General features: G+C 56.4%; 19 protein-coding genes. 14 read left to right on the forward strand and 5 right to left on the reverse strand.

All coding sequences use genetic code 11. The annotated features are described in order from the left end of the window. Positions 1-15: 15 nt before the first annotated feature. From N9C89_RS05605 to rarD, 3 genes are all read left to right on the forward strand, one after another. Positions 16-474, forward strand: coding sequence for a hypothetical protein (locus N9C89_RS05605; RefSeq protein WP_263952852.1), 459 nt, complete (start codon positions 16-18; stop codon positions 472-474). A gap of 133 nt (positions 475-607) precedes the next feature. Then, entirely contained in the window at positions 608-1,210 is a 603-nt protein-coding gene (locus tag N9C89_RS05610; protein WP_263952853.1) for a superoxide dismutase, read from the forward strand. 199 nt (positions 1,211-1,409) lie between these two features. Continuing rightward, entirely contained in the window at positions 1,410-2,348 is a 939-nt protein-coding gene (rarD, locus tag N9C89_RS05615; RefSeq protein ID WP_263952854.1) for an EamA family transporter RarD, read from the forward strand. Here the strand turns inward: rarD and N9C89_RS05620 are convergent. Further along, a complete protein-coding gene (locus N9C89_RS05620; RefSeq protein WP_263952855.1) occupies positions 2,270-2,851 on the reverse strand; it encodes a TIGR00730 family Rossman fold protein in 582 nt (193 codons plus the stop codon). The two genes, rarD and N9C89_RS05620, sit on opposite strands and share 79 nt — an antisense overlap. Positions 2,852-2,955: 104 nt before the next feature. Between N9C89_RS05620 and N9C89_RS05625 the strand changes: the two genes are divergently transcribed. Both N9C89_RS05625 and N9C89_RS05630 read left to right on the forward strand, forming a co-directional pair. Continuing rightward, the gene (locus N9C89_RS05625; protein ID WP_263952856.1) at positions 2,956-4,536 is read left to right on the forward strand and encodes a LysM peptidoglycan-binding domain-containing protein; all 1,581 of its coding nucleotides are present in this window, start codon (positions 2,956-2,958) and stop codon (positions 4,534-4,536) included. Positions 4,537-4,732: 196 nt separating this feature from the next. Beyond that, positions 4,733-6,559, forward strand: coding sequence for an ABCB family ABC transporter ATP-binding protein/permease (locus N9C89_RS05630; protein WP_263952857.1), 1,827 nt, complete (start codon positions 4,733-4,735; stop codon positions 6,557-6,559). Here the strand turns inward: N9C89_RS05630 and N9C89_RS05635 are convergent. From N9C89_RS05635 to N9C89_RS05645, 3 genes are all read right to left on the reverse strand, one after another. Next, on the reverse strand, positions 6,556-7,080 hold the full coding sequence (locus tag N9C89_RS05635) for a dihydrofolate reductase family protein (RefSeq protein ID WP_263952858.1): 525 nt from the start codon (positions 7,078-7,080) through the stop codon (positions 6,556-6,558). The genes N9C89_RS05630 and N9C89_RS05635 overlap by 4 nt on opposite strands. 88 nt (positions 7,081-7,168) lie before the next feature. Continuing rightward, positions 7,169-11,098: an efflux RND transporter permease subunit gene (locus N9C89_RS05640; RefSeq protein ID WP_263952859.1), complete on the reverse strand. Its 3,930-nt coding sequence runs from the start codon at positions 11,096-11,098 to the stop codon at positions 7,169-7,171. Next, entirely contained in the window at positions 11,095-12,324 is a 1,230-nt protein-coding gene (locus N9C89_RS05645) for an efflux RND transporter periplasmic adaptor subunit (protein WP_263952860.1), read from the reverse strand. The genes N9C89_RS05640 and N9C89_RS05645 overlap by 4 nt, the downstream gene beginning before the upstream one ends. Before the next feature lie 299 nt (positions 12,325-12,623). Between N9C89_RS05645 and N9C89_RS05650 the strand changes: the two genes are divergently transcribed. From N9C89_RS05650 to N9C89_RS05665, 4 genes are all read left to right on the forward strand, one after another. Further along, entirely contained in the window at positions 12,624-13,280 is a 657-nt protein-coding gene (locus N9C89_RS05650) for a hypothetical protein (RefSeq protein ID WP_263952861.1), read from the forward strand. A 182-nt stretch (positions 13,281-13,462) separates the two neighbouring features. Further along, on the forward strand, positions 13,463-14,824 hold the full coding sequence (locus N9C89_RS05655) for a PQQ-like beta-propeller repeat protein (protein ID WP_263952862.1): 1,362 nt from the start codon (positions 13,463-13,465) through the stop codon (positions 14,822-14,824). A 90-nt stretch (positions 14,825-14,914) separates the two neighbouring features. After that, a complete protein-coding gene (der, locus tag N9C89_RS05660) occupies positions 14,915-16,375 on the forward strand; it encodes a ribosome biogenesis GTPase Der (RefSeq protein ID WP_263952863.1) in 1,461 nt (486 codons plus the stop codon). Between the two features lie 441 nt (positions 16,376-16,816). Then, positions 16,817-17,341, forward strand: coding sequence for a porin family protein (locus N9C89_RS05665; RefSeq protein ID WP_263952864.1), 525 nt, complete (start codon positions 16,817-16,819; stop codon positions 17,339-17,341). 74 nt (positions 17,342-17,415) lie between these two features. On the opposite strand, the gene serS is transcribed toward N9C89_RS05665, so the two are convergent. Next, complete coding sequence (gene serS, locus N9C89_RS05670; RefSeq protein ID WP_263952865.1) at positions 17,416-18,708, reverse strand: serine--tRNA ligase; 1,293 nt, start codon at positions 18,706-18,708, stop codon at positions 17,416-17,418. A 178-nt stretch (positions 18,709-18,886) separates the two neighbouring features. Here serS and yajC point away from each other — a divergent pair, with 178 nt between their 5' ends. Genes yajC through N9C89_RS05695 form a run of 5 tightly spaced genes read left to right on the forward strand, consistent with a single transcriptional unit; the run spans position 18,887 to position 23,003 of the window. After that, positions 18,887-19,210 carry a preprotein translocase subunit YajC gene (yajC, locus tag N9C89_RS05675; RefSeq protein ID WP_263952866.1) on the forward strand — a complete coding sequence of 108 codons (324 nt, stop codon included), beginning with the start codon at positions 18,887-18,889 and terminating at the stop codon, positions 19,208-19,210. A 57-nt stretch (positions 19,211-19,267) separates the two neighbouring features. Next, positions 19,268-20,923: a protein translocase subunit SecD gene (gene secD, locus N9C89_RS05680; RefSeq protein ID WP_263952867.1), complete on the forward strand. Its 1,656-nt coding sequence runs from the start codon at positions 19,268-19,270 to the stop codon at positions 20,921-20,923. Between the two features lie 3 nt (positions 20,924-20,926). Further along, positions 20,927-21,892, forward strand: a complete 966-nt coding sequence (gene secF, locus N9C89_RS05685; protein ID WP_263952868.1) for a protein translocase subunit SecF — start codon at positions 20,927-20,929, stop codon at positions 21,890-21,892. Continuing rightward, on the forward strand, positions 21,885-22,637 hold the full coding sequence (locus N9C89_RS05690) for a sulfite exporter TauE/SafE family protein (protein WP_263952869.1): 753 nt from the start codon (positions 21,885-21,887) through the stop codon (positions 22,635-22,637). Before secF ends, N9C89_RS05690 begins: the two co-directional genes overlap by 8 nt. A gap of 9 nt (positions 22,638-22,646) precedes the next feature. Continuing rightward, on the forward strand, positions 22,647-23,003 hold the full coding sequence (locus N9C89_RS05695) for an Mth938-like domain-containing protein (protein WP_263952870.1): 357 nt from the start codon (positions 22,647-22,649) through the stop codon (positions 23,001-23,003). The last annotated feature ends 35 nt before the right edge of the window (positions 23,004-23,038 follow it).

The following is a 23,038-nucleotide window of genomic DNA, read 5'->3' on the forward strand; positions in this document are numbered from 1 at the left end:
CATTGGAGAAGCCTTTTGCCTATTTTTTCACGTCGCGGGACATTTGCCGCGCTTTTATTTTCCGTGTTTTGTTTGGTTGCGACAACAACAGTCGCCGAAGTAAAGCGGTGCGAGTTCGTTAAAACGGAGGAGCAACTTGGCTGGATTAGCCAAGAGATTATGGTCGATTTTCAAGACGGCGAGGAAGAGGCGTATATTGGGGACCCAATCGCTCGCGATCTCTTAGGAAAAGATGTTGTGCTCGCGCGTGTCGATGTCGACAACGCAAAGCGCACAACTCTTGTTTGGGAAATCAAAGATACCCGCAAGAGCAAGAATCAGAATGCGAGATTCCTTTATCGGCTGACGTTGATGAAAAACAGCAATAAGGCTCGCATTACAGTTCAGCCGCTTGGATATATTGGGCCATTTCAGGGTGCCGGCGTTTGTACAATCTATAAAGGCAAAAATCCTAGATGGTTGCCGAGGGCCTAAATCACTGATTTTTCAGAACTCAGCCGATAAAAAATCCAGATCGCCCTTGACGTCCCCTAGGTGCGAGGGCCATTTGTGTGGCGATGACACGCGAACACGCGCCTTCGGGCGCCCCAATTTAAAGAGGTTTCACATGGCTTTTTCACTACCCGATCTTCCTTATGCACATGACGCGCTTGCAGCGGATGGTATGTCGGCGGAAACACTCGAATTCCACCACGACCTGCACCACAACGCCTATGTGACAAACGGCAACGCCGCAATCGCAGGTACTGAGTGGGAGGGTAAATCCCTCGAAGAGATCATTGTTGGTACCTATGACGCCAAAGCCGTTGCGCAAAACGGTATCTTCAACAACATCAGCCAGCTCTGGAACCATAACCAGTTCTGGGAAATGATGAGCCCCGGCGAAAGCAAGATGCCAAGCGAGCTTGAAAAAGCGCTGGTTGAAAGCTTTGGTTCGGTTGACGCGTTCAAATCCGAGTTTTCCGCAGCAGGTGCCGGCCAGTTCGGTTCCGGCTGGTGTTGGCTCGTCAAAGACACAGACGGCGGCCTGAAGGTCACGAAAACAGAGAACGGCGTGAACCCGCTCTGCTTCGGCCAGACTGCGCTTCTGGGGTGTGACGTTTGGGAGCACTCCTACTACATCGACTTCCGCAACAAGCGCCCTGTTTACCTCACAAACTTCCTCGACAAGCTTGTGAACTGGGAAAACGTGGCGTCCCGTCTGGGCTAAGCCACAGACATCGCTGTTGAATTTGGCCCGTCGCAGTATCTGCGGCGGGCCTTTTCTTTGCGCGGTCGTGGTGGGCGCTGAGGGGCGGCATTCTGTGTTGCGATACAATTTCGCGCTTTATCCGGCAGCAACTCTGTGAAACGCTGCACCGGCCCAATTACGGCGCGCGACCCAACCCAAAAAGATAGAGGAGGCAGGCATGACAGAGACGGCCAAAGGCTTGATCGCTATGTTTGTCGCCTGTGCGATCTGGGGGTTTTCATCGTTATATTATAATGCCTTGAGCGAGGTTCCTCCGATGGAAGTCCTTGCGCATCGGAGCTTTTGGTCATTTGTGTTTCTTTTGGCTGTGCTCGCAATACAGGGGCGCGTTCGTGAACTTTGGGATTTGTGCCGCGACCGGCCAATGATCGTTCGGGTGGCACTGTCTGCGGCGTTGATCTCGGTGAATTGGTTCTTGTTCATCTTCGCGGTTCAGATCGGGCGTTTGGTGGATTCAAGCCTTGGTTACTTCATATATCCGCTTCTGGCGGTGCTTTTGGGGGCTTTCGTTCTCGGTGAAAAGCTGGCGCCCCTTAAATGGTTTGCCGTGGCGCTGGCGGGCGGCGCCGTGATTTGGCTGACCATCGGATTGGGCGCAACGCCATGGATTGCCTTGATGCTGGCCTCGACTTTTGCGCTTTATGGCCTGATCAAAAAGCAGATTTCGGCGGGGCCGGTGGTGTCTGTTACGGGTGAAGTCTTTCTTATGTTGCCCCTCGTGGTGTTTTGGCTCTTTGCGGCACATGTGTGGGGTTGGCAACCGATCGGCCCACAAGAGGCGGGTGGTTTTGGCCGCGATACCCAAACAACGTTGCTTCTCATGCTTGCGGGGCCAATGACGGGCGGACCGCTTCTGATGATGTCATATGCGCTGAAACGCGTGTCTATGGTGAGCGCGGGGCTGGTTGCCTACACCAACCCCTCGTTGCAATTCTTGCTTGCGATTACGGTATTGGGTGAGGCCGTAACCCGTTATCACCTCGTAGCGTTCCCGATTATTTGGTTCGCTTTGGGGATTTATACGTGGGTTAGTTTCGCCGAGGAGAGATCCTTGCGCAAAGCCGCGCGTAGATCAGAGACCGTTCCGACCTCCTGAATGAAATCACGTAGGCTGGCATCGGCAAATCCTTGGTCGATGATGTGGTCCATCAAGGCAAGCAACGGCGTCCAGTATCCATCCGTTGACAGCAGGTAGATCGGCTTTTGGTGCAGTCCGAGTTGCCGCCACGTGAGGACCTCAAAGAACTCGTCCATACTCCCAGCACCGCCTGGCATCACAACGATGGCGTCAGCGTTCATATACATGACCTTTTTGCGCTCATGCATGTTCTCGGTAACGATAAACTGCGTGAGATCGCGCTTCCCGACCTCCCAATTGAGCAAATGTGTGGGAATCACACCGAAAGTCTGTGCGCCTGCAGCTTGTGCGGCTTGCGCAACGGCGCCCATAAGCCCAACATCTCCTGCGCCATAGACAAGCCGCCAGCCTTCTTCGGCGATCATTTTGCCTGTTTCCCGTGCTGCGGCCTCATATGAGGCTGATTTGCCCATCCGAGAGCCACAATAGACACAAATAGAAGCAGAAAACGGGGAAGTCATGGACAAGCGCCTTTGGTTAGGGTCAATTGAGGCCCGACAGCGGGCCTTGGGCCCACAATCGCGCCTTGCGGGACGAGGTGCAAGACCATTGGGGAATGGAATAAATGGCGGAAAATAAATCCGGGGAAAATGCTGGTAATGCATCTGCAAAGAGCAGCCGTGGCGCAATTATAGGCGGCGGCGCAGCAATCGTTGCGGTGCTTCTGGGCTATCTGCTCTATCAGTCGCAGCAAGACGATGCTGTAGAAACAACTGAGCTTGATACAGAGCAGAGCACAGAGGCCGTTGAAACCGCAGACACCGCAACAACGGATGAAAGCGCAACCGAAAGCGCGCCTGAAAGTGCGGTCACTGAAGAAACCGCTGAAGCAGAAGACACAGCGGATGCCGCACCAGAGCAGGCAGAGGACGCGCCTGCTTCAGATGAGGCAAGTTCAGATCAGGCAGGTGCTGATGCTGCGGATGATGCAACCGAGACTACGGAAGCCGAGGGTGCAACTGATACTGCGGGCGATGAAGCTGCTGAAGCAGGAGAAAGCACAGAAGCAGCAGAAACAGACGCCGAAGCGCCACCCGCTGACTCCGTTGCGACTGATGCCGAAGAAGTTGATGCGCCACCCGCGCCAACATTTGACGTTGTGCGCGTTGATGCAGAGGGCAACGGTCTTGTTGCTGGCTCCGCAACGCCCGGCGCGGAAATTATCATCAAGGTCGACGGAGCCGAAGTTGGCCGCGCCAAGGCTGACGGGAACGGCAAATTCGCACAACTCTTTTCAGTTGAGCTTTCAGATTCTGCGCAGGTCGTTACGCTTCACGCGGGCACAGACGATGTCATGGTGGCTTCGAACGAAAGCGTGGTGCTTGCGCCGGTTGAAGGCGCAGAGGTTACAGCCGATGCCGCCGAGCTTGCCAGTGTGGAAACCGGAGGCGATACGTCAGAGACAGCAGCCACAGAAACCGCCACGGATACCGCGAGCGAAACAGTGGTTGCCGAGGCTGAGGGGTCGGAGACTACAGAAACACCCGCCGAGCCAGCCGCTCCAGCAGCGCCTGAGGGTGCGACAGAAACAGCAGAGGCCACCCAGCCAGAGCAGCCTGCGCAACCAGAAGAACCCGAACAGCCAGAGGAGAAATCCGCCCCTGCGGTGTTGCTCGCAACGGATGAGGGTGTCGAAGTCCTGCAACCTGGCGGGGCGGAATTGCCCGTGGGAACCGTCGCTATCGATGCGATCTCCTATGCGCCAAACGGTGATGTGGTTGTGTCCGGCCGTGGTGATGCGCAATCTGTCTTGCGGCTCTATCTCAACAACAGCTTCCGCGCCGAGGGCAAAGTTGCCGAGGACGGGAACTGGTCCATCACGCTGGATGACGTAAACGCCGGTATCTATGCCATGCGCGTCGATCAGATCGACGCTGGCGGCAAAGTCATTGCCCGCGTTGAATCGCCGTTTAAGCGCGAGGAGGTCGAAGCTCTTGCCGCCGCCAAGCCGGATCAGCCAGCAGCAGGCGAAACCAAGGTCAAGGCCGTCACGGTACAGCCCGGAAACACGCTCTGGGGCATCGCCAAAGACAGCTATGGCGATGGTGTTCTCTATGTGCGGGTGTTTGAAGCCAACCGCGACGCTATCCGCGATCCGGACCTTATCTATCCTGGACAGGTGTTTAACGTTCCTGACGAAGAATAAGCACGAGTACAGAATGAGATTGAGGGCCGGCGGGAGCGCTGGCCCTTTTTCGTTTTACCGATACCATTCACCAGACGCAGGGCGGCTGTGCGCAAATGGGGGATGCTAAATCATGCGCGCCTCTGGTCATTCCTGAATGGCTTGACTAACCTGCGCGTCCGTCCAACGTGCCAGCCCCAGCCAGCCGGAGAATTTGATGCGCCGCCTAACACCAACAGATGCTGCCCTGAATGCCGGTCCGAAAGGGGGCGGCTGGAATGTTCTGCGCCGCGTTGCGCCATATCTCTGGCCAGAGGATCGCCCGTGGGTGAAGCGCCGCGTCGTCGCTTCGATGATTATGCTGTTGCTGGCCAAGTTGATCGCGGTGGTGGCGCCGCTGATCTATAAGGCGGCGGTTGATGCGCTGGCGGGTGAGGGCGAGCAAGCCGCGTGGATGCTCGGCCTTGGCGCGGTTGGGCTGACGTTGGCTTACGGGATGACCCGCGCGCTTAACGTTGGTTTTCAACAGCTTCGGGACGCGATTTTTGCAAAGGTCGGCCAACAGGCTCTCCGCAGCCTTGCGATCGAAACATTCGAGCATATTCACCAACTTTCCATGCGCTATCACATCACCCGCAAGACGGGCGGGCTGTCGCGGATTATCGAGCGTGGCGTAAAGGGCGTTGAATATCTCCTGCGGTTTTTGTTGTTTAATATCGGGCCGTTGATCCTTGAATTGATTATGATCGCCGCGATCCTCTATGTGGTGTTTGACGTCTGGTATCTGGTTGTTGTGGTTGTCACGATTGCCGCTTACGTCTGGTTTACTTTTGCCGTGACCGAATGGCGCGTACGCATCCGCAAAGAGATGAACGATCAGGATAAAGACGCCAACCAGAAGGCCATCGACAGCCTGTTGAACTTTGAAACGGTCAAATATTTCAACGCCGAGAAACGCGAGGCCGCGCGCTATGATGTTGCCATGGCAGGCTATGAACAGGCCGCGCTCAAGACCTCTTATTCGCTGGCCTTCCTGAATTTCGGGCAGTCGGTTTTGATCACCGCAGGGCTTGTGATTGTGATGGTTATGGCCGCGATTGGTGTGGAAAATGGCGCGCTGACAGTTGGCGATTTCGTGATGGTCAACGCCTATATGATCCAGATCACCATGCCGCTGAATTTCCTTGGGTCGGTCTATCGCGAAATCCGTCAGGCGCTGGTCGACATGGGCGAGATGTTTGACCTTTTGGAGCAACCCGCCGAGGTGCAGGACAAGCCCAACGCGCCCGCACTTAAGATCAATGGCGGAGAGATCGCTTTTGACCACGTTGAATTCGGCTATGACGCCAATCGCCCGATCCTTAAGGGTGTGGATTTTACCGTTGGCGCGGGCGAGACTGTGGCCATCGTTGGACCTTCGGGCAGCGGCAAATCCACCATCGGGCGACTGCTGTTCCGTTTCTTTGACGTGAACGCGGGCGCTCTTCGGATTGACGGGCAAGACATTCGTGATGTCACCCAAGAGAGCCTGCATCAGGCGATTGGCGTCGTGCCGCAGGATACGGTGCTGTTCAATGACACGATCCTCTACAACATCGCCTATGGCCGTGAGGGGGCCAGCCAAACCGAGATCGAAGATGCGGCAAAGGCGGCCAAGATTTATGACTTCATCATGTCTCTGCCGGATGGGTTTGATACCCAAGTGGGCGAGCGCGGGTTGAAGCTTTCGGGCGGAGAGAAGCAGCGCGTGGGCATTGCCCGTACCTTGCTGAAAAACCCGCCGATCCTGCTTTTGGACGAGGCGACCAGCGCGCTTGATACCGAGACCGAGCGCGATATTCAGGACAGTCTCAAAGCGATGGGACAAGGCCGCAGTGTGATTACCATTGCGCACCGCCTCTCGACGATCGCGGATTCAGACCGGATTATCGTACTTGAGAAAGGTGTGATTACCGAGGTCGGCACCCATGATGAACTGTTGGCCAACAATGCGCGGTATGCAGCGATGTGGCAGCGCCAGCAGAGCGAAGAGGACGCGGCCTAAGCGCTTTTTGCGGCGAGGCGATACTCAAGCTGTATCACGCCGTTATCAAAGCTTTTGCTCTGGGCGAGTTCCATGGGAACCGCGCCTTTGTCAGAGGCGAAAAGCGGAACCCCTGCGCCAAGCAGGACAGGCATCACAAACAGATCCAGCCGCTCCAGCGCACCAAGTTCAATGAACGCGGCCTGTAGCTTTGGTCCGCCGACAATCCATGTGTCGCCAGTGTTTTGGGCCAAGTCGTCTGCGAGTTCGGATAGGGGGCGGGACCATGCGCGCACATCGCCCAAAACCGTTTCAAGCGGAGAAGACGTAACCACTACGCCGCGCTTGCCCGCATAGGGCCAGCCCACGTCAAACCCGACGATCTGGTCGTAAGTGGCGCGGCCCATGACGACGGTGTCGATCTCTGCCATGAAGGGTTCATAGCCATAATCGACGCCTTGATACGCGTCCAGAAAACCAACGCCGCCGTCTTTATCGGCAACAAAACCATCGGCACTTTGGGCGATATATCCGCGGATCATGGTTGAGCTCCTTAGTAAATGAGAACGGCCTATTGATAACAAAAAACGGGCCGAAGAAATACCTCCGGCCCGTTAGAATTTGATCTGACTATTCTGCGGCGAGGGGACCGTCGCCCTTGGGCTTTGGCGGTGTCTCTTCGCTATTGCTGTCATTCGCCGGCTCTGGTGTCTCGTCCGCGGGGGCGTCTTTTGCATCCTCATCTTTTGGGTCAAGAGCGGACTCAAGCTCGTCTAGGTTGGGGAGGGTTTCGTCCTTCCCATCTGGTTCAAGCAAGTTGCCCCAGTCCAGCTGTGGCGATTTGGCATGACGGGCTTCGCGTTGCAGCGCCCAGTCTTGTGCTGCACGGCTGCCGCGGCCCATAGACATAGCCGCGAGGGCCCGCGCGATCCAGCGCACATAGGTCGCCGCCCAGACCCGCACAGCGAGTAGGGACGGGGTAAAGACCAGCGTTAGGACCGTTGCGATACCAAGGCCGAACACAACCGCCGTGGCAAGCTGTTTCCACCACAGGGCGGTCGGGCTGTCGATCGAGTAGCCGCCGTTGATGAAGTCGAGCGAGAGGCCAAACATCATCGGCGCAAGGCCCGCCATTGTCGTGATTGTGGTCAGAAGCACGGGACGGATCCGGTTTTGAGCCGTACGAACGATGGCTTCGATCTGTGGCATGTAACGGGAGTATTCCTGATAGGTGTCAATCAGAACGATGTTGTTGTTCACAACGATACCCGCCAGCGCCACGATGCCTGTTCCGGTCATGATAATCGAGAAGGCCTGATCCATAACGATCATCCCGATGAGCACACCCGTGGTCGAAAGGACCACCGCGATCAGCACGAGAACAGAGTTGTAGAAGCTGTTGAACTGCGCCAACAGGATCACGAACATCAGCCCGAGCGCACCCGCAAAGGCCTTCATCAAGAAGTCTGCGGATTCGGCTTGGTCTTCCTGATCGCCGGTCCATTCCCATTCCACAGTTTCGGGGAATACGCCTTCTTGGTTCAGCCATTCTGTCAGGGCGGTGATGCGCTCGTTCGCGTTCACAACGCCGATGACAAGGTCGTTGTTGGTGTCGAGTTGTTCCTGAACCGAGGCAAGGGTTACGCCGTCAAGAAGCACTTCAGATTTGTAATATTCCTGTGTGCCGGAAACCGTTTTGGTCAGGTCAAACGCCGCGCCCTCGGCAACTTCTTCTGCACTCACAGGAGAGACAAAGGCGAGCGTTTCGCCTGTTGTTTCCTCATCTTCCGGCGGCAGCGAGATTGAGCTCCAGCCAGCGGCAACGCCGGCTTTTACGTCGAAGTAACGAACCTGATCCACGCGGTCGATCTGGGCCAGCTTGGCAACGGGTTTGCGCGTAACGAAGTTGGACAGCGGCACCAGCCCTTCGCTTGTGCGGATGCGGAGGCTGTCGAGCGTTGAAAGGACGCGATCATCTTCAGGGAAGCGCACGCGGATTTCGATTTCTTCGTCCGAACTGTCAACTCGCATGGTGTCGAGGAGCAGCCCGCGCGTCACAAGCTGCACCATGCCGCCAACCGTGGCCACATCGGTGCCGTAGCGGCCCGCTTTCTGCACGTCCACTTCGATCTGCCAGTCGATACCGGGGAGCGGCATCGTGTCGTCGATATCAATGAGGGCAGGGGTTTCGTCAAACTTGGCGCGTGCGGTTTCTGCTGCGGTCAGCAGGTCTTCCCAATCTTCGCCTTTGATCCGAAGATGAACCGGTTTCGCCGAGGCCGGACCCCGCGATAGGTTCAGGATTTCAACGCGAATTCCAGGGATCGCATCAAGCTTGGCCTGAAGGCGGTCCAGAACGGCGTTACCGTCGTATAGCGGATCAATTACCTCGCGCTGAAGGCCGAAAATCCAGTCTTCTTTGACAGTTGGGCGTTTTTCCCATGCGGTAAGCTCGATTTGGGCCTGACCAATGGAATCCCGTGGCGCACCTGCGCCGCCGTCGTTTTGGTTGAGCCCACCCGCACCGGCAAAGGCAAAGACGCTTTCGACACCCGTTTCGCCAAGGATCATGTTTTCAACGGTGCGCACGGCCTCGTCTTTTTCCTCAAGCGAGAGGTTGCCGCGTTGACGCACATAGATAATGGCTTGTTCGGGTTCGGCATCTACGAAGAACTCAACGCCTTTGTTGTTTGCGCCGAAATAGCTGAAGGTCGTTGCCACAACAAAGATGACAACGCCGATTGTCACCAGCGGCATGATCGGGTTGCCTGCGATGAACTGGATGAACCGGCCAAATGGTGTGCGCCCTTTGCCGACTTTCACGGCTTTTGGCTTACGCTGGATCGCAGCGGCCCCCATGGCCGCAGAGCCACCAACCGCCCCGATAAAGAACAGCAGGGCACCGGGAATGATTGCGGTTATTCCCATGGAACTTGCTGCATCACCAAGCAAGTAGCTCGGGTTCAAAATCTGCATCAATCCGAGGAACAACAGATAGAACATCGGCAGTACGAGCAGCGCGCGTGCCCACCACGGCATGGTGCGTTTCAGCCAAGCCGAAATATTCTCGATGATACGCGAGCCGCGGCCGAACACACCGCCGAGAACCGGCAGGTAGATCAGCGCAACAATCAACGATGCAGAAAGAACAAAGATCAGCGTAACAGGCAACATTCCCATGAACTCACCAGCGACACCAGGCCAGAAGAGCATCGGCAGGAAGGCGCAGAGCGTTGTCGCGGTCGAGCTGACGATGGGCCAGAACATCCGCTTCGCGGCATCGGTAAAGGCGTGCATCGGGCCAACGCCTTCTTTGATGCGGCGGTCGGCGTATTCCACAACCACGATCGCCCCATCAACCAGCATCCCCACAGCAAGGATAAGGCCAAACATCACAATGTTGGAGATCGTGATCCCCATGGCACCAAGCAGCACGAAACACAGCAGGAAGCTTGTCGGAATTGCAAAACCCACGAGCAGCGCAGAACGCGTTCCAAGCGCACCAAGCACAACGATCATCACCAGCGCGATCGCCGTCAGGACAGACCCCTCAAGCTGGCTCACCATGGAGCCAACCGTGCGGGATTGGTCGTTCGAGGTGCCCATTGATACGGCGGCCTGTAGCTGTTCCGGCCATTCGGAGCGGGCTTGGTCGATGGTTTCGCGCACCGCGGCGGCGGTGTCGATGATGTTGTAGCCTTTGCGTTTCACAACCTGCAAAGCCACCGTCGTTTCACCGTTAAAACGTGCTGTTCCTTCGCGGTCTTCGAAGGTGAGGCGGATGTCGGCAAGATCGCCGAGGGTTACGACACGGTCACCGTTTGTTTTGACCGGAAGGTTGTAAATGTCATCCGCTGTCGAAAAGCTTGATGGAATTTTTACCGCAAATGTACCGTTTGGCGTTGTAACCTCACCGGCGGCGATCAACTGGTTGTTGTTGGTCACAACATTGATCAACTCGGGCGCGGTGACGTTGTAGGCTTCCAGGCGGAGCGGATCGATTGTGACCTCGACCATCTCGTCGCGATAGCCTGCCAGAACGGCCTCAAGTACAGGCTCAAGCCCTTCGAGACGGTCCTGAAGGTCCTTACCAACACGCACGAGGGTGCGTTCGGGTAAATCCCCTGACAGGTTTACAATGATGATCGGGAATTCAGAGAAGTTGATTTCGTTGACGGTGTATTTATCCGCGCCAGCAGGAAAATCAGCCTCAACGGTGTTCATCTTGTCGCGAACGTCGGCGATGATCTTGGTTTTGTCCCAGCCGAATTCAAACTCCAGCGCCGCGCCGGCATAGCCCTCTGCGGCGGTGGTGGACATGGTTTTCAGCCCGTCCAGATCGGAAAGCTCCGTTTCCATCGGCTGGACAAGAAGCGTCTCCGCATCTTCGGCCGAAATGCCGGGGAAGGGGACAGAAACGAAAAGAGCCGGGATTTCAATGTCCGGCTCTCCTTCTTTTGGTAGACCCACGTACGCCGCTGCGCCCGCGATCAACGAGATCGCGATAAACGCAAGCACCATTCGGGCACGGGATCCGGCCCAGTCAACAATTCCGGTCATTGGGCGGCCTCCTTGAAGGTCACTTCAACATGCACGCCATCGGTGACAAACTCTTGTCCCGACGTGATAACGCTTGCCTCATCTGGCAGGCCAGCCAACCATACACCATCAACACCATCACGTAGAAGCTGCACTTCGTTAAAGACAACGATGTCGTCATCTCCAACAAGGCGCACACCAAGGTCGCCGTGGTCATTGAGCGTTAGTGCGGATTGCGGCAACAGGTGGGCCAGCGACCCTTCGGAGGCGACGACGATTTCAACGGTCTGACCATCGCGGATCGAGAGGTCTTTGTTTGGTACGGTCACTTCAACGCGGAAAGTGCGGGTGGTTGGATCGGCGGAGCGCGATAGGAACGAAACCTGACCGCCGACTTCGCGGCCCGATGCGAGGCGCGCCATCGCATTTGCGCTAAGCTGAATTTTGTTGACCTCGGTTTCTGGTACGAAGCCCACGAGCTTGATCGGATCAAGCTGCACGATCGTTGCGCATGCAGATCCGGGTTGCAGCAGAGAGCCGAGCTCTGCCGTGTCGGTTTCGAGCAAGCCGGAGAATGGAGCCTTGATGTTCAGGCGTTCCAGCTCTTTTTCGGCAGAAGCAACGCGAGCCTCAGCGGATTTGATCGAGGAATAGGCAGCAGAAAGCGAAGCATTCGCCGATTCAACCGCAGCATGCGCGCTCTCAAGCGCGGCTCTTGCGGAGGCCACGCGCGTTTCAGAGGCAAAGCCCCCTTCCGAGAGGCGCCGCGCTGCGCGGTCATTGATTTCCGCTTCGTTCAAGCGGGCCTCGGCTTCGGCAACGCGGGCTTCCGCTTCGGGAACACCAGCCTGCGCGCGCAGCAAGATTGCGTCTGCGTCTGTTTTATCTGCGGCGCGGGTACCTGGATCAATTTCGCAAAGGAGCGTGCCTTCTTCAACGAAAGCGCCCTTGCGGATCGGTTCCGAAATGACAAGGCCGTTGGTTTCGGAGCGCACTTCCAACTGGCGGGCCGCTTCGGTCTGGCCCCGCAAAAGCACAGCGTTCTCGATATTCTGGGCCGTAGATTTCAGCGCCACGACTTTAACTTTGTGAACAGGTTTAGAGGCGGCCTCGACTTCAGGAGTGATTTCTGTGGCTGCGTCCCCTTCGCTTGCGCCGGCTATGCCGAGCAATGCATCGCGCTCAATAACGAGGAAAAACAGAAAAGCCGAAACAAGTCCGGCTGTTATCAAGGAAATTGGGCGCATTGAGTCCTCTGGTGTTCTTATTCGTAAATTGCCGAAAATTGGCGTGTGTCAAATACAAAAGGGTTAATAGCTATTCCACATAGGCGTTTGGTCCTGAATTTCAAACCGAATCCTCGAAAACTTGTCTAAACCGCACGGTTCAGTTTATTTTCTTTGCGACTGTGTTGCAAGTAGGAGCCACAGTCGGCAATCCTATGTTTTTTATGTGTTCTTACAATGGCCCGTGACAACGCGTTGCCAAGGGCTTTGCCTTCGGGGTAAGAGAGGGGAAACCCAGTGTTTAGGGGCAGGAGACAGCCGTGAGCGATACCGACAGTTTTATTAATGAGGTTAACGAAGAGGTCCAGAAGGACCAGTTTTACGCGTTTGTGCGTAAATACTGGTGGGTTGCGGCCGCGCTTGTTGTTCTGCTTGTTGGCGGCACAGCGTTGAACGAGGCCCGCAAAGCCGGGATCGCGCGGGATGCGCAGGTCTTTGGCGATTCTCTGGATCAGGCGCTTCTGTTGGAAAGCAGCGACGCACGCCTTGCCGCATTAAATGAAATTCCTGCCAAGGAGGGCGACGCAGGCGCAATGCTTGATCTGCTGAAAGCCGCCGAAATGGGCGCTTCGGGTGATACCGCTGGCGAGCAGAGCCTTCTACAGGCGATTGTCGCCGATGAAGACGTAAGCGATGTTTATAAGCAGTTGGCCAAGTTCAAATACGCGCTGTCCCTTGATGCGACCGCTTCGGATGACGAACGCAAAGCGGCCTTTTCCGAGCTGACCGCACCGGGTGCGCCGTTCCGGCTCTTGGCTGAGGAGCAAATCGCGCTAATTGATGCGGGTGCTGGCGACCTTGATGCGGCCACTGCGCGCCTGCAATCCATTGCTGACGATTCCCTTGCGACACCGGCGCTGCGCCAGCGTATCGGCCAATGGCTTGTGGTTCTGGGCGCTCCGGAAGCCGCTCAATAGCGAATTCCTGCACCGTAACGGGGCTGTGGGCGCTTGTTATTTGCGCCCAATCCTGACGCGGTGCAGAGTATGTCACAGCGAATCGGGCTTGGCCCTCGTGGCGCATGTGTTACTCTGCCGGCGAATTTGGAACAGGGCAAAAAATGATCCTTCACAAGTGTTTGAGTACTGGAAAGCCTTTGATGAATGGTGTTTCGTCCGCGTCACGCTCTGCCTATGCTGGGTTTACGCCGCTGCGCACTGGTCTTTTGGCTGTAGTTGCGCTCACGGTTATGGGCTGTTCCGATAAAGAGGTTATCCTGCCCGGCGAGCGGCTAGATATCCGCGCACCATTCGAGGATTCAGCAGCAACAACCGAGCCGCAGGTTAACCGCAAGCAATCCTTCTCTGCGCCACGGGCCGTGAATAACGCCAACTGGACACACCGAAACGGCGGCACAAGCCATTACCTCGGCAATCCGTCCCTTCGCAGCACGCTCGCGCCGCTCTGGAGTGCGTCAATCGGGGAGGGCGATAGCCGCAAGAACCGCCTCTCAACCGATCCTGTCGCCGCCAACGGGCGCATTTTTACGCTCGACAGCCGCGCGCGCGTTTCGGCCCATGCCACCAATGGCGGCCAGCTTTGGTCTGTTGACCTTACGCCAACAGGTGACCGCTCGGGCGAAACCTCTGGTGGCGGTCTTGCGGTGGCGAATGATGTGTTGATTGCCGTTACGGGCTTTGGCGAGATGATCGCGTTGAACGTGAAAACAGGTGCCGAACTCTGGACGCAGCGGGTCGACGCGAATTTCAACAGTAATCCAACCATCTATGGCGATCTTGTTTATGCGGTGAGCCGCGACAACATCGCTTGGGCGGTCAACATCAAGAACGGCCGCGTGCAGTGGCAAATTCCCGGAACCCCGAGCCCGACAAGTATCGTCGGCAGCGCAGGACCGGCAATTTCTGGGGACCGTGTTCTGTTCCCGTTTAGCTCGGGCGAGATTCTGTCTGCTTTCCGACGCGGTGGCGTGCGGCTTTGGGCGTCCTCAGTTTCGGGGCGTCGTCCGGGGGCGGCCTATGCAGGGATCACTGACATCACCGGCGATCCTGTCGTTGTCGGCAGTACCGTCTATGCGGCCAACGCTTCCGGTCGTACCGTGGCGCTTGATCTGCGTAGCGGTGATCTGAAATGGACCGCACCAGAAGGCTCAACCGGCCCGCTTTGGGTCGCCGGAGGCTCTGTGTTCCTTGTAAGCGATCAGGCCAAACTCGTGCGGCTCAACGCCAATACAGGGGACATCATCTGGAAGGTGGACCTGCCGTATTTCGAGGCCGAAAAGATCAAGAAGCGCAAAACCATCTATGCCCACCACGGCCCCGTTCTTGCGGGCGGACGGCTTTGGCTGGCGTCAACGGACGGTTACCTGCGCAGCTTTGACCCAACCGATGGCCGCGAGGTTGCACGGATCGAATTGCCCGATGGCGCAACGACAAACCCGATTGTGGTCAATAACACGCTTTATATCGTGACGACTGCGGGCAACCTTCTGGCCTACCGCTAGGGCTAATTTCACCAGCCCTTGTGAAAAACGCTTTAAGTCGCGCCCCGTATCGTGATACGGAGCCGTCTGATCCGTGCATTGGAGCATGATATGAGCTTTACCCTTGCCATCGTGGGCCGCCCAAATGTTGGGAAATCCACGTTGTTTAACCGCCTTGTTGGCAAACGACTCGCCTTGGTCGACGACCAACCCGGCGTGACGCGCGACTTGCGCGAAGGTGCGGCGCGGATTGCCGACTTGAAATTTACCGTGATTGATACGGCGGGACTTGAAGAAGCGACCGACGAAAGCCTTCAGGGGCGGATGCGGGCACTGACCGAGCGCGCGGTTGATATGGCCGATGTTTGCCTTTTTATGATCGACGCGCGGGCAGGGGTCACAGCAACAGATCGCGTGTTTGCCGATATCCTGCGCAAGCGGGCTGATCACGTTATCCTTGCCGCGAACAAGGCCGAGGGCAAAGCCGGTGAAGCCGGAGCGCTGGAAGCCTATTCGCTGGGTCTTGGCGATCCGCTAAGCCTATCTGCGGAGCATGGCGAAGGGGTAAGCGAGCTTTATACAATGCTCGCACCAATTGCGGACGAGCTTGCCGAGAAACAGGAAAGTTTCGAGCCAGAAACAGACGTTGAAATCGACGAGGACGAGGATGAGGACGCCCCGCGCGTTCCGACCAAAGCCAAGCCCCTACAAGTTGCGGTTGTTGGCCGCCCGAATGCAGGAAAATCCACGCTTATCAACCAGTTGCTTGGCGAGGATCGTCTTCTTACCGGCCCCGAAGCAGGGATCACACGAGACTCGATTTCGGTACAGGTGGATTGGAATGGCGTGCCTGTTCGCCTCTTTGATACGGCCGGAATGCGTAAACGCGCCAAGGTTCAGGAAAAGCTCGAGAAACTATCGGTATCCGATGGATTGCGCGCGGTGAAATTTGCCGAGGTTGTTGTTGTACTGCTTGATGCGGCGATCCCGTTCGAGCAACAAGATTTGCGTCTCGCCGACCTTGTCGAACGCGAAGGGCGGGCTGTTGTCGTAGCTGTAAACAAATGGGACGTTGAGCCGCATAAACAACAGAAACTCAAAGACTTGCGTGAATCCTTCGAGCGCCTCTTGCCGCAATTGCGCGGCGCGCCTTTGGTGACCGTATCGGCCAAAACGGGCCGTGGTATGGATCGCCTTCAGGACGCCATCATGCGCGCTCATGAGGTCTGGAACCGCCGCGTCACCACCAGCCAATTGAACCGTTGGCTCATGGCCATGATGGAGGCCCATCCGCCCCCCGCACCGGGTGGCCGTCGGATCAAGCTGCGCTACATGACACAAGCCAAAACCCGCCCGCCGGGGTTTGTTGTGATGTGTTCGCATCCGGAGAAACTGCCCGAAAGCTATTCTCGTTATCTTATCAATGGGTTGCGAGAAGACTTTGATATGCCGGGAACGCCGATCAGGCTTTATATGCGTAGCCAAGCCGCCGCGAACCCCTACAAGGATCGCAAAAAATCCACCCCAAGCCGCCTGCGCAAGCACCTCGGCAAAGGGGCAGCAGACGAATAACGACTGCTCAGATGATCAACGAAAAGGCCCGTGCGTTGCGCGGGCTTTTTTGCGTTTGGAGCATGGTGAAATGGGGCGTCAATCTATGCAGTAGCCCGCCGTTGCTGTGCGCCGATCTCGCAGGTTTCCGCCAATTGTGGTGAACCGTTGGAGGTGGCATACCCAATCCCTAGCTTAATATTAATTGGGAGGGACAGGGGCGCCTGTTCGATCAGCTTGTTGTATTGATCTTGCCACCCGACCTACCTCAGACGACAGCATTTAATCTCGTTTCACGATGCTCTCACCTAAATCGCGATTTTCCAGATATCTCACAGACCTCACGAAAACGTCATCATCAATTCACGCCCTTAATTGATCCAACATGAGCTCGGCCTCGTAGTTGGAGTACTGAAACTTCGGGCAAGTTGTTTTGCTCGAGCCACAATTATGGAGGCAAAAGTGAAAAACAAATTTGCATTGGGCGCGGCCGTTTTGGCAATTTCAACAACTTCGGCGCTCGCTCAGGATTGGTCCGGCTTCTATGCCGGTGGGGGAATTGGCAACCTAAGTATTGATACAAGCCTTGACGGTGTCGATGGCAATAGCACCACACTCGGTGTCCACGCTGGATATCGCTTTGACTTGGGCGAGGCCGTTCTTGGCGGTGAATTCGAGTATGACGCTGCTGATGTTGAGCTTGTTCCCGGTGCTGTGACTGCGGACAGCGTGATGCGCTTGAAGGTTACTGCTGGTTACGACCTAGGCTCGACATTGCTTTATGTCGCGGCTGGTTCTGCTCAGGTCAATGTTGATGGCCTCGGAGACGAGTGGGGCGGGTTCTTGGGCCTTGGTGCCGCATATGAGATCGCGCCACAAACCGTGATTGGCTTGGAAGTGCTCCAGCATGAATTCAAAGACATCGCTGGGTCTGGCATTGACGCAGACGCAACAAGCGTTGGACTAAGAGCGTCCTGGAGGTTCTAAGACCTCTAAGGGGAGAAAAAAGGCCCGCAGTGTGAAATGCACTGCGGGCCTCTTAATGGACGTGTTTGTATTGCCTAGACCAATTCGCCTTCGGCAGTGATGCGCGTCTTGCCGCCAAGATAAGCGTGCAGGCAAGCGGGAAGGGTGACGGAGCCGTCCTCTTCCTGTCCGTTTTCCAGAACCGCAATCAGTGTCCGTCCGATCGCAAGGCCAGAGCCATTGAGCGTATGGACGAATTCCGGCTTGCCACCCTCGGCGGGCTTATAGCGTGCATTCATCCGCCGCGCTTGGAAGTCACCCGCAAGCGATACCGAAGACACTTCGCGATATTGGTCCTGCCCAGGAAGCCAGACTTCCATATCGTGGGTGCGTTTCATGCCGAAACCAAGATCCCCCGTACAGAGAACAACCGTGCGATAGGGCAGGCCAAGCGCCTCAAGAATGTTTTGAGCGCATTCTGTCATCCGCTTGTGTTCCGCCTCTGAGTCTTCTGGGCGTGTGATCGAGACCATTTCGACTTTCTCGAACTGATGCTGGCGAAGCATGCCCGCTGTGTCGCGCCCAGCAGAGCCGGCTTCCGACCGGAAACATTGCGTTTGCGCAACATAGCGGCGTGGCAAATAGGACTCCGAGATCGTCGTGTTGTTGACGATGTTGGTCAGCGTCACCTCAGCCGTCGGGATGAGCCACCAACCGTTTGTGGTCTGATAGCTATCCTCGCCGAATTTCGGTAGTTGCCCTGTGCCTTCCATCATCTCGGTGCGCACCAAAACCGGCGTGTTGGTTTCGGTCAGGCCGTGTTGATCAATATGTGTGTCGATCATGAACTGCCCAAGCGCACGGTGTAGCCGCGCCACAGCACCCGAGAGCACAACAAAGCGGCTGCCCGAGAGTTTGGCGGCGGTTTCGAAATCCATTCCGTCTTGTACGGCTTTGATTTCATAGTGTTCTTTTGGCTTGAACGAGAACTCGCGTGGCGTTCCCCAGCGGCGGATTTCGACGTTATCGTCTTCATCCGCGCCGTCAGGAATGTCATCAGCCGGAGCATTTGGCAAACCCATCAACAGATCGCGCAGCTTGGCGTCTTCTGCTTTGGCTTCCTCCTCCAGAGTCGCGATCTCTGCCTTTTTCTCGGCAACTAGCGCGCGCAGGCGTTCAAACTCTTCCTCATCCCCACGGGCCTTTGCAGCGCCGACTTCCTTGCTGGCTTTGTTGCGTGTGGCAAGGGCATCTTCGGCTGCGGCGATCTTTTCGCGGCGGGCAGCGTCGAGGGCAAGGATCTCTTCGGAGAGAGACGACAGCCCACGGCGAGCCATAGCGGCATCAAAAGCGGCGGGGTTTTCGCGGATTTGGCGAATGTCGTGCATGTCGTCTGTCCTTTGTGTTGATCTATGCGTCGTGCGCACCATATGCCTTAGAACCTCCCTTGAAGGAAAGGGAGAAATGCAGTCGCGCCACCTTGCCAAGCATTTGGGCCACATATAGGGTGCGCGCCAGAATTCGTGGTGCATTTTGCGCTAACACACAAAGAAAAGGACGACCCTAATGCTCGTAACTCCCGCTTATGCTCAGGCCGCTGGTGGTGGCGCAGGCGCAGCCATGCAATTTTTGCCGCTGATCCTGATCTTCGCGATCATGTATTTCCTCATGATCCGCCCCCAGCAAAAGAAGCTCAAAGAGCACAAAAATATGGTGTCCGCTCTTAAGCGTGGCGATCAGGTTGTGACACAAGGCGGGTTGATCGGTAAGGTCACCAAAGTCAAAGACAACAACGAGCTTGAGGTTGAACTGTCCGAAGGCGTTAAAGTGCGCGTCGTACAGACCACAATTGCACAGGTTCTCAATAAAACAGAGCCTGCAAACAACTAAGCCGATCAGACAGGGCCGCATTTATAGGCGGCCAAGCAACGACGACGGACGGACATTATGCTTCAAATCGCTTTCTGGAAGCGAGTTGTGATCTGGGCGCTTTGCGCTGTTGGATTGCTCTTCGCCCTGCCAAATGCTTTTTACCCTCGGGTCGAAAGCTTCAACGACGCCCACAAGGCGATTGACGCAGGGGTGGGTACGCCCGCCGATCAGGAGGCAGCCGGTTTGTGGCCGGAGTTCCTTCCGTCTGGTCTGGTTAATCTGGGCCTCGACCTTCGGGGCGGGGCGCATTTGCTGGCCGAAGTAAATTTGGCCGAAGTTTATGCCGACCGTATGGACGGCATGTGGCCCGAAGTGCGTGATGCGCTGCGGGCTGGCGATGTCGGCCCGATCCGCGAGGTCAAGAATGATCTTGGCGAATTGCATGTCCGTCTGCAAAACCCTGAGAATATGACCCGTGCGATGGAGCTCGTTCGCGAGCTGTCGCGTCCGGTTGTGACGCTCACAGGTGTTGGGCAAAGCGATCTTGAGGTGACCGCCGATGGCGATTTGCTGAAGGTCGCCTTGTCCGAAGCCGAGAAACTCGCCACGGATGAGCGCACAATGGGCACCTCGCTTGAGGTTGTCCGCCGCCGTGTAGATGCCGCAGGGACCCGCGAGCCGACCATCCAGCGCCAAGGCGAAGATCGCATTCTTATTCAGGTGCCAGGCATCGGCTCTGCGGAGGAGTTGAAAACGCTGATTGGCTCCACTGCCAAGCTGACCTTCCACCCCGTTGTTCGCCGCACCAGCAGCGACAGCGAGCGCGTGAATTCACGCGAGTTGCTCTATCCTTCCCTTGACGAAGAGGGCATCTTCTACGTTCTTGAGAAAACACCTGTTGTAACGGGCGAAGACCTCACAACCGCGTCGCCGCAGTTTGACCAGAATGGTCGCCCCGCCGTGGCCTTCACGTTTAACGCATCCGGTGGACGCAAGTTCGGCGACTATACCGCCGAGAATATCGGCTCTCCTTTCGCCATTGTGCTTGACGAGGAAGTCATTTCCGCACCGACCATTCAAAGCCATATCTCTGGCGGCTCTGGTATCATCACCGGTAACTTTACCGTCGAAGAAACCACCCAGATGGCGATCCTCCTGCGCGCAGGGGCCTTGCCCGCCAAGATGACCTTCCTTGAAGAACGCACCATTGGCCCAGAGCTTGGGCAAGACAGTATTGATGCAGGGCGTATCGCTTGTATCGTCGCTTTTGTGGGCGTGCTGGTGTTTATGGTGCTGGCCTATGGCACCTTTGGGGTCTTCGCCAACATTGCACTAATCATCAACGTCGGGCTTATCTTCGGCCTGCTGTCGATCTTTGGCGCGACCCTGACGCTTCCGGGTATTGCGGGGATCGTGTTGACCATCGGTATGGCGGTTGACGCCAACGTGCTTGTGTTCGAGCGGATCCGCGAGGAACTCAAGGCCAAGCGCGGCCCTGTGCGCGCCATCGAGCTTGGGTATGAAAAAGCTCTGAGCGCGATTGTAGACGCCAACATCACCACGTTGATCACCGCGACCATCCTGTTTGTCATGGGCTCCGGTCCGGTCAAAGGGTTTGCTATCACCCTCGGCCTCGGCATCATCACATCGGTCTTTACCGCCATTTTCGTGACGCGCCTCATCATTGTGATGTGGTTCGAACGTCGCCGTCCCAAAACAATCGAGGTCTAAGCCATGCGTTTGAAACTTGTACCTTCCGAAAGCCATTGGGATTTCTTCAAGCACACCAAAGTGACACTCGGCGCTTCTGCGATCGCCTGTCTTGTGTCGATCGTGCTGTTTTTCACGATGGGTCTGAACTTCGGTATCGACTTCAAGGGCGGCACCACGATCCGTACCGACTCTGAGGTTGCCGTTGATGTTGGCGCATATCGTGACGCGCTGACGCCCCTGAACCTTGGCGATGTGACGATCACAGAGATTTTTGACCCGACCCAACCTGAATTGCATGCGTCGCAAATCCGCATCCAAGCTCAAGAGGGCGCAGAGGCTGTTTCGATTGACGTTTTGGCCCAAGTCAAAGACGCTTTGTTGGCCGTTGATAACACCCTGACATTCCCAGAAGTTACGTCCGTTGGCCCGAAAGTCTCGGGCGAGTTGGTGCAAACGGCTGTTCTGGCTGTTGTGGCGGCGATTGCTGCGGTGCTGTTCTATATCTGGTTGCGGTTTGAGTGGCAGTTTTCGGTCGGTGCTGTGGCCGCGCTCGTGCATGACGTGGTGCTTACCATCGGTGTCTTTAGCATCCTTCAGATCAAGTTCGATCTGGCGATTATCGCCGCGCTTCTGACAATTGTGGGCTACTCGCTCAACGATACTGTGGTCGTGTTTGATCGCGTGCGCGAAAACTTGCGCCGCTACAAAACCAAGCCGCTGCGTGAGGTTCTGAATCTATCAATCAACGAAACCCTAAGCCGCACCGTGATGACCTCGGTCACCACGCTTCTGGCGCTGATTGCGTTGTTTGTGCTTGGCGGCGACGTGATTCGAGGCTTTGTGTTCGCAATGATCTGGGGCGTTGTTGTCGGGACATATAGCTCGGTATTCGTGGCATCCGCGATCCTGCTTCGCCTAGATGTGAAGCGCGACTGGAGCAAAAAAGACTCCGAAGCCGGAACACAATTCGCAAATCCTGATGCTTGAGGTCTTCGCCCCGGTTCTTGAAGTTCCGGGGCTGATCCCAATGATCCTTGCCGTTTTGGTTGGGGGCATTGTTATGGGGTTTGCCGGATTCGGTAGCGGGCTCATCTTTTTCCCTGTCGCGGCGGCCTTTGTGTCGCCACATATGGTTGTGACTTCGTTTGCCCTAACCACCATCGGCTCCATCTTTACGGTACTGCCAAACGCGTGGCGCGACTGCGAGAAGCGGCGCACCATTACCATGGTCCTTCCAGCATTTGCGGGGCTTTTGGCGGGGATCTTTGTCCTGCGGTATGGCGATCCAGTTTTTCTGCGCTGGCTTATCACGCTGCTGGTGCTTGTGACCCTCGTAGCGATGGTTTTGGGGTGGCGTCGGACCGTTGGCGAAACGCCGCGTGCTCTTGCGAGCATTGGTGGCGCGGCGGGCGTTGTTGGCGGCGCATCGGGGCTTTTTGGCCCTGTGGTGATCCTGTTTAACCTGTCTGGCACGGCCCCCGCGCGTGTGACGCGGGCGAATATCCTGACGTTTCTGGTTATCGTGAGCAGTTCGACAATCCCAATCCTCTATCTGCAAGGACTGTACTCAGTTGAGTCCTTTGGCCTGGGGCTGCTGTTTGTGCCGGTATACATGATCGGAACGCTCTTCGGACAAGCGCTTTTCGTACCGAAATACGAGCGCCACTACCGTATTGTCGGTTATCTCATTGTCGCAGGGGCGGTGCTTGTCGGGCTGCCGATTTGGGGCTAGGGTGCGGCCATGAAATTTACCGAAGTATCATATGGTGATCTGCTGCCTGTTGACGGCTACGGCCCAGGATTTTTCCGTATTGGTGGCGAGAAAGTTGAGGGTCCGATGGCGATTATGCCATCCGGACGGATCGAATGGGGCGGCTATGAGGATAGCGATGCGCTCGTGGCCGAAGCAGGGAACATTGATGTGCTGTTCTTTGGCACAGGGACAGAGATCGCATATCTGCCCAAACCGTTGAAACAGGCGCTTGAAGCTGCGGGCATTGGCGTGGAACTTATGGCGACCCCTGCGGCCTGTCGGACATATAACGTTTTGCTTTCCGAAGGGCGGCGCGTTGGAATTGCCGCAATTCCGGTGTCTTAACATAGGGTGCGGCGTAAAAACGCTTGCGATTTTTG

Source organism: Halocynthiibacter sp. SDUM655004 (genome assembly GCF_026015885.1).
Taxonomy (GTDB): Bacteria; Pseudomonadota; Alphaproteobacteria; order Rhodobacterales; family Rhodobacteraceae; genus Falsihalocynthiibacter; species Falsihalocynthiibacter halioticoli.